13 protein-coding genes are annotated in these 12,482 nt (G+C 43.0%); 11 read left to right on the forward strand and 2 right to left on the reverse strand.

Translation table 11 applies throughout. The features are described 5' to 3' along the window. Window positions 1–310: 310 nt before the first annotated feature. Window positions 311–982: a DNA adenine methylase gene (locus L976_RS00395; protein WP_047532960.1), complete on the forward strand. Its 672-nt coding sequence runs from the start codon at window positions 311–313 to the stop codon at window positions 980–982. Between the two features lie 617 nt (window positions 983–1,599). On the opposite strand, the gene L976_RS00400 is transcribed toward L976_RS00395, so the two are convergent. Continuing rightward, on the reverse strand, window positions 1,600–2,352 hold the full coding sequence (locus tag L976_RS00400; protein ID WP_047532963.1) for a hypothetical protein: 753 nt from the start codon (window positions 2,350–2,352) through the stop codon (window positions 1,600–1,602). A 450-nt stretch (window positions 2,353–2,802) separates the two neighbouring features. After that, a complete protein-coding gene (locus tag L976_RS00405) occupies window positions 2,803–2,985 on the reverse strand; it encodes a hypothetical protein (RefSeq protein ID WP_047532966.1) in 183 nt (60 codons plus the stop codon). A 128-nt stretch (window positions 2,986–3,113) separates the two neighbouring features. Here L976_RS00405 and L976_RS00410 point away from each other — a divergent pair, with 128 nt between their 5' ends. From L976_RS00410 to trbG, 10 genes are all read left to right on the forward strand, one after another. Continuing rightward, window positions 3,114–3,380 carry a helix-turn-helix transcriptional regulator gene (locus L976_RS00410; protein ID WP_047532968.1) on the forward strand — a complete coding sequence of 89 codons (267 nt, stop codon included), beginning with the start codon at window positions 3,114–3,116 and terminating at the stop codon, window positions 3,378–3,380. Window positions 3,381–3,482: 102 nt separating this feature from the next. Then, on the forward strand, window positions 3,483–3,680 hold the full coding sequence (locus L976_RS22580) for a TraY domain-containing protein (protein ID WP_081990879.1): 198 nt from the start codon (window positions 3,483–3,485) through the stop codon (window positions 3,678–3,680). 716 nt (window positions 3,681–4,396) lie between these two features. Continuing rightward, window positions 4,397–5,338 carry a P-type conjugative transfer ATPase TrbB gene (gene trbB / locus L976_RS00415; RefSeq protein ID WP_047532970.1) on the forward strand — a complete coding sequence of 314 codons (942 nt, stop codon included), beginning with the start codon at window positions 4,397–4,399 and terminating at the stop codon, window positions 5,336–5,338. A 10-nt stretch (window positions 5,339–5,348) separates the two neighbouring features. Then, entirely contained in the window at window positions 5,349–5,696 is a 348-nt protein-coding gene (locus tag L976_RS00420; RefSeq protein WP_081990880.1) for a TrbC/VirB2 family protein, read from the forward strand. Between the two features lie 10 nt (window positions 5,697–5,706). Continuing rightward, window positions 5,707–6,000 (forward strand): conjugal transfer protein TrbD, encoded by a 294-nt coding sequence (gene trbD / locus L976_RS00425; RefSeq protein ID WP_047532983.1) that lies wholly within the window; start codon window positions 5,707–5,709, stop codon window positions 5,998–6,000. Between the two features lie 2 nt (window positions 6,001–6,002). Continuing rightward, complete coding sequence (locus L976_RS00430) at window positions 6,003–8,438, forward strand: TraG/VirB4 family ATPase (RefSeq protein ID WP_047532986.1); 2,436 nt, start codon at window positions 6,003–6,005, stop codon at window positions 8,436–8,438. Between the two features lie 22 nt (window positions 8,439–8,460). Then, window positions 8,461–9,219, forward strand: coding sequence for a P-type conjugative transfer protein TrbJ (gene trbJ / locus L976_RS00435; RefSeq protein WP_081990881.1), 759 nt, complete (start codon window positions 8,461–8,463; stop codon window positions 9,217–9,219). 10 nt (window positions 9,220–9,229) lie between these two features. Further along, window positions 9,230–10,882: a P-type conjugative transfer protein TrbL gene (trbL, locus tag L976_RS00440; RefSeq protein ID WP_047532991.1), complete on the forward strand. Its 1,653-nt coding sequence runs from the start codon at window positions 9,230–9,232 to the stop codon at window positions 10,880–10,882. Beyond that, window positions 10,882–11,601, forward strand: coding sequence for a type IV secretion system protein (locus tag L976_RS00445; protein ID WP_052183924.1), 720 nt, complete (start codon window positions 10,882–10,884; stop codon window positions 11,599–11,601). Before trbL ends, L976_RS00445 begins: the two co-directional genes overlap by 1 nt. Further along, the gene (gene trbG, locus L976_RS00450) at window positions 11,601–12,482 is read left to right on the forward strand and encodes a P-type conjugative transfer protein TrbG (RefSeq protein ID WP_052183925.1); all 882 of its coding nucleotides are present in this window, start codon (window positions 11,601–11,603) and stop codon (window positions 12,480–12,482) included. Before L976_RS00445 ends, trbG begins: the two co-directional genes overlap by 1 nt.

The raw sequence follows: 12,482 nt of genomic DNA on the forward strand, positions 1-12,482 counted from the left end.
TCATGCGAAGCCCACTCATCCATCCATTCCCAAAATTCCCCGAAAATTCCAACCGACAGTAAAACCAGAAATAAAAACTTGGCATTCCCATTCGTAAACATAAATCCCTCACAAATAATTGAAATCACCTCACCACATCAATGTATAACATCAATGTTATACATGCAATGGTTTTGTATAATTTTTATTCGCAAACGACTACAGACTATCGCAACACTGCCGCGCATAGACGAAATTGACTATGTTGGCCACATTGATCGCATAGACAGTTCTATCTATGATGGTGCCAAATTTTAAATGAGCTTGTGCAATGGACAATTACCTAGGCGGCAAAAATGGTAGTGGGGTTTACCAAGCAATAATAAATCTGCTTCCACCTCACGACACTTACATTGAAGGGTTTTTAGGTACTGGCGCTGTGATGAAAAGGAAAGCCCCGGCGCTTCGGGATATTGGGCTTGATCTTAACAAGGCATGTATAGACGGATTTGACTATGCTGCAGCAGAGCTCTATCAGTGTTGTGCGTTTCAGTTTTTGCGTACTTTTGATTATGAAAGTAACGGTCGCACGGTTTTATATTTAGACCCGCCATATCTGCATGAAACCCGAACCAGCACCGCCCGGTATGAGTACGAACTAACTGACGAGCAGCACCGGGAATTGCTGAATCTGATAGTTGAACTGCCTTGCCTAATCTTGCTCTCGGGTTATCGAAACCAAATGTATGATGAAGCGCTATATGATTGGTGGAGTGTGGATTTTCAGGCAATGAGTCGCGGCGGCGTCCGAACAGAAACAATTTGGTGTAACTTTGAGCCCGGTCAAACTCACTATCATACGTTTGTCGGAAAAAACTTTACCGATCGACAACGCATCAAGAGAAAGGCCGCAAGATGGGCTAAGAAATTTGAAGCGTTGCCGATTGGTGAGCGCCAAGCACTTTTATCTGCACTGCTTGAAATTTTATCTCATAGTGAATAGGCCAATGTATGCCTTTTTTGCCATTGTATGGTTTAACCATTAATTAAATTCTAAACGCATTGCCCCATGATCTTCTTTTCATGGTGTAATGGCTTTTAACTTCCAAACATCACATAGTTTATTAGCCCCTAAATAACACTCTTTGGCATCATGCTTGCAAATTCACCCTGCTAGACGCTTTTGCTTTTTAGCGAATATTCAGCGGGTTTGTAGTCAGACGGTCGGATGACAAAAGAAATGTTCAGCGGTGCTTTTAACGCTCGCCCCTAGCGATAGCTAGGAAATGGCGAGGCATTATCTAGGTGGATTTATCCACCGTTCTTTATGCCTTTTAATAATTTATCTTTTATTAATACATAATCTTTACTTGAAAAGAAAAAAGCTTTTGGACTCTCACTTTATACTCCTTTTTCTTACTCCCATTTTAATATTGATATACATGAGTTATTCACAGGCCAGCATGATTAGATCGTAAACGTTGATTATTTCAGTAGTAAGGCGGCGATAATCAGCTCGTTAAGGCAGTGATTAGGCGCTGAAACGCCTCTAATTTGGTGTGTATTTTCATTCAGGCAGGGGAGGGCACCGTCAAGCTAGACGGTACGTTAAAATGCCGCTTAATGCGTTTTGGGTGATAAGTGACTTTGCGAGAAAAAAAGATCAGGGGTAAACCGCTGCTGTGTCGGCAGCTGGCGTTTGTATACTCGCCAAGTGAATGACAACCCCTTAGAAATAGCTCTTTGATATGCTTGTTTAATCTGCGCTCTTATCGTGTCAGAGTAGGCACCTATTGCTTGCAAAAATCGTGAAGAAAGCCATTTGTAAGCCGCCACTGAACGAATGGTTTTTTCCTCACCGGCTGCGCTGTTATCTTCGACTGCTATTTTAACTTCTTGCACAGTGAAAACGCCTAGCTTTTTGAGCATATCGATGTATCGATACCAAGTAGAACTCGGGATAGCTTCGCCCCAGCGTTTTGCATGAGCTAACATAAGCGCATCGTGGCTAGTTGTATCAAAACCAAAGTTCTTAGCCATACCAACTTGACCAGTCAGAAGATCACAAGTGGTAATCATAGTCACGACTATTTCAAACAATTTGCGCTTAGTCCGTTCTGACATAGCCCTAGATATGCCGCCCTCGTCAACTTCCAGCTTTCGGCTGTAAATCAGTTTACGAGCGTTATTGATTACTTCGTTAAAATAGCGAGGTAAGCGAGCGCCTTTAGCCTTAAAGCCTTCAAGACTTGCTTTATAGGCATTGGAGCCAACCGCTGTTTTATGCTTTTTAACGTGTAGCGCGGCTTCTCGTTTCGCCGAGCGCAGCTTCTGTCGCTTGATACGGGCTTTATCAGCTTTAGATTTTTGCATGACACATACCCGCAATGCAGTAGTTCAGCTTCAAAGATCGAACGATCGAAGCATGACTTATGCAAATTGGTCTTATGTGTCGATAGATTAGGTGCTGCAAACGGCAGCCAAAAAAGAAATAAGGCATTTTTTATGATTCCGAATGTTTTAGGGCTGCTTGATTGGTTAGATCAAACATTGCTAATCACTCTAAACGAAACGATCGCAAAGATCAACGATCTTTCAATTCATTGAATTTCAGGCACAAAAAAGCCGACCCATTCGGTAAGTCGGCTTCGTTGTCGAATGCTTAACGTCAGGGAACCACCCCCAACACACTCTAATTTTGAAAAATACACTACATAGAAAACTATGTAGTAGCGTGCTATGTAATGCACTTTTGCTTCAAAATCTACAGAATATTTTAATTGCTCATTACACAAAAAGCAAGACTAATGCAAAACAGATCAACTATGAATCTAAATCAGATTCACCGCCTAGTTTTTCGCTCACGGATTGCACAATAAGATCTGTAACGCTCTGAAATTCCTTATTTTCAACAGCATCATTTATTCTCTTTTTTAGCTCAATGGGGCATCTAAAAGCGATAAGCTCCGTTTTTGAGGTTGTAGAAGGCTTATATTTTTTTTTCATTCAAATAACAATTCAGTTGACCACGGTACTGTATAACAGTACATTTACTGTTATACAGACCTTCAAGGCGCTTTGTCTATTGATTCTGATCATAGAACATATTGTTTTTTCGATAAAGAAGTAAAACCATGACTCTGAATGAAAACGAAAACAATCTGCTAAAAGAGCTTTTCCCCACGCTGACACCTAGACAGCTAGAAGTGATGAAAGATTTTTCACTGGGGATGACAACTTCACAATTACAAACCAAAGCAAATTGCTCTCGAACTGCTATTGAAAAACATTTAGCAGATCTTCGAGCTGAATTTGGTTGTACGTCATCAAACGAAATAAGAACCATATTCCTTAATAATGTAGTAATAAAAGTTTTACAGGCTACTGCAATTAATAAATAAAATCACAAATCAAGTTAGGAATTTCCTAACTAACGGAGTGATCTATTTTAACTTAATATCCTCACAGCATTAAATTCAAAACAAATGCTAATTGAGGACTACATGCCAGCTGAAAAAATTAAAAAAAACCACTCTAGGATAACAATTCTCTTAGAGGGTGATCTAAACGATTTACTTATTAGTTCTTGTGGTCGTTCATGTCGCAGTAAGCGAGCGGAAATCTTTTTAAGAATTAAAGACAGCTTAATTAGATTCAATGACCTTCCTATTTCAAAGACTGACGAAAATAATCGTAGTTAACAAATAATGTTTACCGTTCTTTAACAATTTGAGCCATAAAAGACCATCCATTATTTGCAATATATGGTGGAAATGGTCACTCCCGGCGTCCAGTGGGGGAGTAAAGGAAACCGCTGAAATAGACCTATGTGCCTCTGGTGGCGACCGAGCACGGGAACGCCCAGATAAGCGTTAAAACGCAGGAAACACCTGCGGCCTGTGAGGGAAGTAATCCCGACTTGTGAGCATGACCCACAAACGCATATAGCCCCGCCTGTTATCGGCGGCACCAGCTCGGCTGGTTTGGTAGATAACCACATCTTCAACACCCCCTGTTAACAGGGGGTGTTAGATAGTGATTTTATCAATTGGGATGACAAACTAATTTATAAAGTCATTTGAAATAGGTTGGATAAACTTATGATTAAGAGGGCATTTTATGTAATTAGCAACTTCCATGTGGACGAGTTACGAATCACAACAGGCGTGAGTGAGTAACGGAAACTAACGAATATTAACGATGACGTCTGCATAAGACAGCGGATTTCATAAGTTGCGCCTGAGCTAACATGGACAAAGGAAAGGGTTAGGGGTTGCGCCGTGTCTTACTAACGCCTTTCTTGCACTAAAGGATATTTAAATGATGACTATGGAACACATTCTTTTCATTTTCGCAGCAATAACACTTCTAAATATCTTGTCATTTGTTCAACTGAAATTACGCAAAAGGTGAATTAATGGATTTAATGGATTCCCGAATTCAAAGTATCAAAGCACACATGGGTATACCCTTATTTGAAAAATTGAACGACCCTAATGTGATTGAAATCATGTTAAATCCTGACAGCAATTTATGGGTTGAAGAATTTGGCGAGCCCATGAGCGTATTTGGCACAATGCAGCCCGGCCAAGCTAGCCTATTCATGAAAGCTATTGCGGGTTATCACAACACAACAATTAGTGATGAAAAGCCCATTTTAGAATGTGAACTCCCCTTGGATGGTTCACGATTCGAGGGGATATTCCCCCCGGTGACAAAGAACCCCACTTTTACAATCCGCAAAAAAGCACTCAGGGTTTTCACCCTGAATAATTACATCGAAAGCCAAATATTGAGCGAGCATCAATTTAAGGCGCTTTTGGATGCGATTGAGTCACACAAAAATATATTAATTGTCGGCGGTACTGGTTCAGGTAAAACAACTTTCGCCAATGCTCTTATCGATGCAATGGTAAATAATAATATCAATGAGCGCATTGTTATTATGGAGGACACCAACGAACTGCAATGCACCGCTCCAAATTCTGTAATCCTTCGCAGCAACGAACACACCAGCATTAACCGTCTACTGAGAGCAACATTGCGACTCAGACCTGACCGAATTTTAGTGGGTGAGGTTCGAGGCGGTGAGGCTCTTGAATTACTTAAGGGCTGGAACACTGGACACCCGGGCGGGATTGCAACAATCCACGCCGACAGCGCAAGCCAAGGCTTGCAACGCTTAGAAGATCTTCTTTCAGAAGCAACACCAAACGTAAACAAGGCAATGATAGCCAGCACTATCAATGTCGTTGTTTTTATCAAAAAGCACCCAACTGGCCGCAAAATCGAGGAGGTGATTCAGGTTACAGGGTATGACTCCAAATCCAACCAATATCTATATGAAAAACTTGCTTAAAGGATTAATGATGACTAACTACGCACCCACGCTTAGTTTTAACAAGCACCTTCCCTTCCTAATTGGTGTATCGATTGTATTACTAATGATGATGTTCCCCGATATGGCTCACGCATCCAGTAATACAGGTATGCCATGGGAAAGCCCACTCTCAAAAATCGTTTCATCCATTACTGGCCCGATTGCTTTCGGGATTTCAGTTATAGCCATTGCGGGGTCTGGCATCACTCTAATTTGGGGTGGTGAAATTACCAACCTGATTAAAACCCTATGTTACATAGCACTCGTTGTTTCAGTCATCGTGTTTGCAACAAACATTCTGTCCTCAGTGTTCGGTATATCTTCAACGCTTATTTAAGGGGTTAAAAATGGGGTCAAAACTAAATCGCACTCCAATATTCAATTTTAACCGCAGTAATTTAGTTTTGGGCGGAGAACGTAAGATCGTTTATGGGTTGCTTTTGGTAGTAATCATTTTCGTAGTAACCCTGCAAACATGGTTCACCTTTGTTATAGGGGTGTTTTTATGGATTGTGGGAATGCCTCTACTCCGAATGATGGGCAATGCAGATCCAGAAATGTCCCGTGTATTTAAAAGATTTACGACCTATCAACCTTACTACCCTCCCCACGCCCCTAAAGACTACTCAAGAAGGAATTAACGATGTTCAAAACGGCATCTTATAGAAAATCCATTAAAGGTATGCCTGATTTACTCAATTACGGCATTCTCTGTGATGATGGAGTTATTGCAAATAAAGACGGTTCGCTTACGGCGGGTTTTGTTTTTCGCGGGGTTGATATATCTAGCTCCACCATTGAGGAGCGAAATCACCTGACCTCACGGATCTCTGATTTGCTAGTCAGCTTCGGCACAGGTTGGATGATCCATGTGGATGCCGTTAGACAAACTTCCCCTGAGTATTTAAATCAGGAAATGTCACATTTTAGCCACCCTGTTTTTGCCATGATTGACGCAGAACGATACGACTATTTTTCGCGAGTCGCAGAGCGTTACGAGAGTAGCTATTATATGTTTGTAACATATATGCCCCCCTCAAAATCAAAGGCAAAAATCCGAGATTGGATGTTCGAAGATAGCCTCCAAAAGAAATCTCTATTTGCAAAAAGTCTTGAAATCTTCAATCGCAAACTGCGGGACGTTCAAAGCCGATTAGAGTCGTATATCAAAATCAGACGGCTTTTAGCGTATAAGTTGAATGACGATGATGGTTCGACACATTGGTACTGCGAACTATTGCAGAAGATCAATTTAATGGTCACAGGCGTTGACCGCCCAGTTAGATTGCCCTTTGTGCCGATTGGTATTGACTCGCTAATCGGTGCTAATGAGCTGTGGACGGGTTTAAGTCCCAAATTAAATAAACAGTATTTAGCAGCGATCAGCATTGAGAGTTTTCCTGACCAATCGACCCCCAACATTCTAAATCATTTGGACAAGCTGGGGTTTGCTTATCGTTGGTCAAGTCGCTATTCATTCTTTGATGCTTTTGACGCTGAAAAAGCGTTGGAAAAAGAGCGCAAAACATGGTCTCAAAAAGTTATTAGCTTTAAAGACCAATTAATGAAAACACCAAATCCAAAGCAGAATCAAGATGCTGTGCAAATGGTTTGGCAGTACGAACAGGCGCTTAATGATGCTCGTTCAGGTAAGTTGAAATATGGGCATTTCACCCCGTCAATTATCGTGATGAATGAAGATCGCGAGTACCTAGATTATTGCTGCGAACAAATCGAAAAAACAGTGCAACACCTCGGTTTTGGTTGCAGAGTCGAAACGGTTAACGCTGTTGAGACATTTTTAGGCTCACTGCCATCGGATTCACTGCATAACATTCGCCGTCCGTTGGTATCAACCATTAATCTTGCCGATATGTTACCTATGTCGTCAATCTGGTCAGGTCGATTAACTAACCCCTGTCCATTTTATCCCCCTAACTCACCCGCAGTTATGCAATGTAGCGCCGAAGGGGCAGCCCCGTTTAGGCTCAACTTGCACGTGGATGATTTAGGACACTTCTTAGTATTCGGTCCAACTGGTACAGGTAAATCGACCTTATTAGCAACTCTGGCCGCGCAGACCAACCGCTATAAAGGCTGTAAGCAATTTATCTTTGATAAAGGGCGCAGCGCCTATGCAATTAGTCAATGTGGCGGGGCGCACTATGATATTTGTATCGATGATAAAGTCACCTTTGCGCCGTTATCGCACTTAAGAGATGATTTTACATGGTGTGTAAACTACATCATCAAACTGCTGGACTTAAGAGGCGTTAAGGTCACGGCCAAACAGCGCAACTTAATTGAGGCAGGGCTAAAGGATTTAGCAGATTCAGACATTGAAGAAATCAATATCAGTGAGTTTCTTAACATCGCTAACGATGTAGAAATCATTGAAGCCCTGACCTTTTACACCATCGGCAGCGCGGGTAATCTACTGAATTCAAAGGCTGATACGTTCAAGGACGGCACCTTACAAGTCTTTGAGATTGAAGAACTAATGAATAGAGGAAGTGATGAACTTATCCCTGTTCTGCTCTATATCTTCCGACAAATAGAGCGAGGTCTAGATGGTTCCCCGGCGTTTATTTTTATAGACGAGGCATGGGTTGCATTTGGTCATCCAATCTTTAAAGCAATGATTGTCGAATGGCTTAAAGTACTGCGTAAAGCTAACTGCGTAGTTGGCATGTTTACCCAGTCTTTAAGTGATGCTGTCAAATCAGGTGTTCTTGATGTTCTGATTGAAAGCTGCCCCACAAAGATTTTCCTAGCGAATCCCAGCGCCAATACAGATGAAGTTAAGCCTATCTACAAAAAATTCGGTTTAAATGACCGTCAAATTGACATTATCAATAACGCTACTCGGAAGCGGCACTATTACATCACTTCACCCGAAGGAAATCGGCTGTTTGACTTGTCTTTAGGAGAGTTAACGCTGTCGTTTGTCGGGGCTGGAGGTAAAGAGGATATTGCCCGAATGAAAGAGCTAGTAAATGAATATCAAGATGATTGGTATAAACACTGGTTAGTAGAGCGCAAGGTTTTGACTGAGCAAGATATTTTAGAAGTAGCATAGATTTTTTAAAGGAATTTAACCTATGAAAAGTAAAATAATCGCTTTGAGTATTTCGCTGTGTATAGGCTCCGCAGCTTATTTGCCGTCATCAAATGCGTGGCCTGTCGTTTGTGTTAACTGCGGCACCGAATGGACGCAGATCATGAATAACATTCAGCTCGTTCAGTCGTATTCAGAACAGATTCGACAAACCCTAAACCAAGTCAAAATGATCAATGACCAAATCAAAAACACCAAGGCACTAGCCAACGGTGAATGGGGTAATACATTTGATCAGATTGAGCGTTTAAGCGCACTCGCCCGACACGGCCAATCCATTGCCTATTCAGCGTCAGACCTCACCGCTGAAATGGATAGACGCTATAAGGGTTATCAGCATTGGCAGCGTGAAATATCCCCCCAAGATTACGAAAACCATTATCAGCAATTAAGTCAGTCAATGGGTGACTCTGCGGGGGCTGCGTTAAAAGTTGCTAACGGGATTTATAACCAACGCAATGAAGATGAGCGTGTTTTAAATCGCATTGAATCACGCTCCCAAAGTGCCGCTGGCCGGATGGAAGCCATTCAAGCGGGTAATGAGCTATCCGCTCAAATCATTCGGCAACTGCAAAAAATCGAAACGCTATTAAGCGCACAAATCCAGCAAACCAGCACTTTTGTGCAAGCAGAGAATGAGAAAGAGCAGCTGGCCGCCGCCCAGTCCAGCGAGTTTAAAAAAGGTGATGCACCACCTTTAAAATCTCGCCAACTTGAGACATTTGAACTCAAAAAATTCTAAGGGGTATCTTATGCGCTTGGTGATCACGTTGCTTTTATTGCTGTTGATACCAAATGCTTACGCTCAGGGTGTTCCTGAATCCGGCGCAATCGATGAACTACTACGCACATTTGAAAATGCAGCCGGGCAATGGCCGCCAGTGCTTCGGCAGTATGCAACTTATGTGTTTGTCGCTTTAGTCACAATATCGTGGGCATGGTCATTTATGTGGATGGCCTTTAAAGAAGCCAATATTACGGAACTGTTAGCTGAATTAGCGCGCCGTTCCTTGATGATTGGTTTTTTTTATTGGTTACTCATGGATGGTACATGGATTGCGGCCAAAATTGTTGAAGGGTTCCAGTTCTTAGCGCAAGCGTTGACGGGGAAATACATACACCCCAGCTCAATTTTCGATATTGGATTTTCATTAGCGAGTGAAATTATCAAGAAATTGAGTTGGACAGATATGGTTGACGGCCTTGGTTTTGTACTGGCCGGGATAGGGATTTTAATTGTTTTCGCGTTTATCGCTCTCGAAATGCTATTAGTCATTATTCAGTATTACATCATGCTCAATCTTGGTGTGATTATGATGGGATTTTTAGGCCATGAATGGAGTAGAGAATATTCGATTAACTATTTCCGTCTAATGCTAAGTCTAGGCGTTAAGTTTCTCAGTATGCAAATGATTGTCGCGTTATCGTTAACCATCTTACAAGGCTGGTTAAACACAAGCGATTTAACGTGGACGCAAATACTACTGATTTTACCGTGCATCATCGTCATTTGGGGGTTAGTTCGGGAAGTTCCGGCGCTGGCTCAAAGCCTTATATCTGGCACCGATAGCACATCAGGCAATTCAATTGCAGGGGCTATGCAAGCCGTGGCCGCTACCGCAGCATTAGCCGCGGGGGCGTATGCAGCAGCAGGGGCAATGGGTGGCGGCGCAATGGGTGGCGGCGCAAATATGGGTAACTTGCTCCGTAATGCTTGGGATCAAGCAAACGGAACGGATAGCGACCCTGCCACATCTCCACTTCCAGATAACGATAGCGGAAGCGGCGAAAGCTCGGGCTCAACAGGTTCAAGTAATATGAGTTCTGATCTTCCTCGCTCTCACGGAAACAATGGAGGTAGCGGAAACGCTGACGGCGGCGACTTCCAAGGCTCAATTTCTGGCTCTGGCTCACCTAGTTCGTCAGGTACGGCGACAGATTCAAGCTCACCGTCATCGAGCGCGAGCGCCCCAGCCGCAAAACGCAGCATGTTATCGACAGCTGGTAAAGCGGCACAAATTGCAGGGGCGACAGTAGCCAAAGAAACCCTATCAAGCGCCAAAAATGCCTTCCTGAGCGGTTTAAAGCGTCCGATTGAAAACCGAAATCAAGACACTGTTATTGGCCGTGCTGCAAACTCACTCAGTAAAACCGCTGGCGACCCCTCGCAAGACGCACCGATAGAAAATGCTAAAGCATCACCTCAAAGCGGAGGTAGCCAAGGCAATAGCGGGGGCAGTGGTAAAGATTGGTTTTCTCAGTCCGGTGGTTATAACAATCTCTCACGTGACCAAAAAGCGGCGGCTAAAGAAGCGCATACACGCTGGCGTAGTGAATCAGATTCAAACACCTACGACCTAAATAAATATGTGCAATACACGCAAGAACATCACAAGGATAAATAATGAAAGATGATAACGCTTTGCCAGAAACGGCAAATGACAGTCAGCCTAAAGCGGCGACTGACGAACTTACGCTGCTTTACCAACGCGCAAGGATGGAATGGGACGAAAGGCTGGGAAATATCGTTGCATTCAACCACAGGCTTATAACTATCACAATTATTTCAGGGCTAGTAACGTTATTAGCCGTCTGCGGAGTGATATACATAGGCGCACAAAGCAAGATTGAGCCGTATGTATTAGCAATGAGCGACACTAAATTGGTGGCACTGCAAGCGGCGCAAAGGATGCCAACGGATGAAAAGAAACGGCTTGAAATTACTCAGTTGAGCGATTTTGTGACTCACGTTAGATCAGTCTTTACAGACATAAACGCGCAGCGTGAATACGTCATAAAAGCCTATGCGCACTTGAGAAGTACCGACCCGGCATTTATACAAGTGAACCAATATTTAAGCGAAACAGCACCGCCCCATAAAAGGGCTGAAACCGAAGCCGTCACGGTCAGAATCGACAACATTTTGCCCATTGGTGATAAGTCATCCACCTATCAAATCGAATGGACTGAGAACATAACAGACCGCCAAGGCAACGCTAAATTACCTCAGCACTTTAAAGCGGCTGTTGAAATCTACTATGAAGTCCCTTCAACGCCTCAAGAGTTTATGGGCAACCCGACTGGTTTGTGGGTGAAATTCTTCAACGTCACGGAGCGTTTATAATGAAACCGAGTTTAATTCTCGTATTTGCATCCTCTATTCTTATCCCCTTTGTTAATGCCGCCAATTTCGAAGATGACTATCCAGCCCCGTCACTCTCACTAAAAGAAAATAGCGCCCTCACAATCTCAAACCAGTGGATTGATAAACCGACCACGCCAATTACTGACGGCACTGGCCGAGTGACCTATTACTTTGGTGATTCGTTACCATCTTTAGTTTGTGCCCCGATAAAAACGTGTGTAATCGAGCTGGAAGAAGGGGAAATGATAGCGCAAGGCGGGTTACAGCTGGGTGATAGTACCCGCTGGAAAGTCAGCATGGCCGTATCTGGTTCAGGCGCGAATAAACGCACTAACTTGATTGTAAAGCCCACAGACATAGCCCTTGAAACAACGATGACCGTTGCAACTGATAGACGTTTATATCAAATCAAACTGATTTCAGACCCAATCCAATGGATGCCCTATGTGTCGTTTTCATATCCAGAACAGCGCCAAATGGAATGGGAAACGTATCAGGCGGCTATGGCGCAGCAAGTAAAGCAAAACACGCTGTCTGACGGGGCGTATATCCCTGAACTCGACTTTGACTACAAAGTAAGCGGCAAGTCGTATTTCAAGCCGCTGCGCGTTTATAACGATGGAGTAAAAACCTATATAGAAATGCCCCCTAAAGTTGAACAGGGCAATTTACCTGTGATTTTGGTTGTGAATGGTTCGCAAAAAGAGCTCGTTAATTACCGTTATCAAAATAGCTATACACAGGATGACGGCAGAAAAATTAACGGGCGCTTTATTGTTGATCAAGTCTCAAAAGAACTCATTTTGACAATGGGGGTCGGCGGCGATCAAGAATCAATCCTTGTAAAGCATAGGGGCTAA

This window comes from Shewanella sp. ZOR0012 (genome assembly GCF_000798835.1).
GTDB lineage: Bacteria > Pseudomonadota > Gammaproteobacteria > Enterobacterales > Shewanellaceae > Shewanella > Shewanella xiamenensis.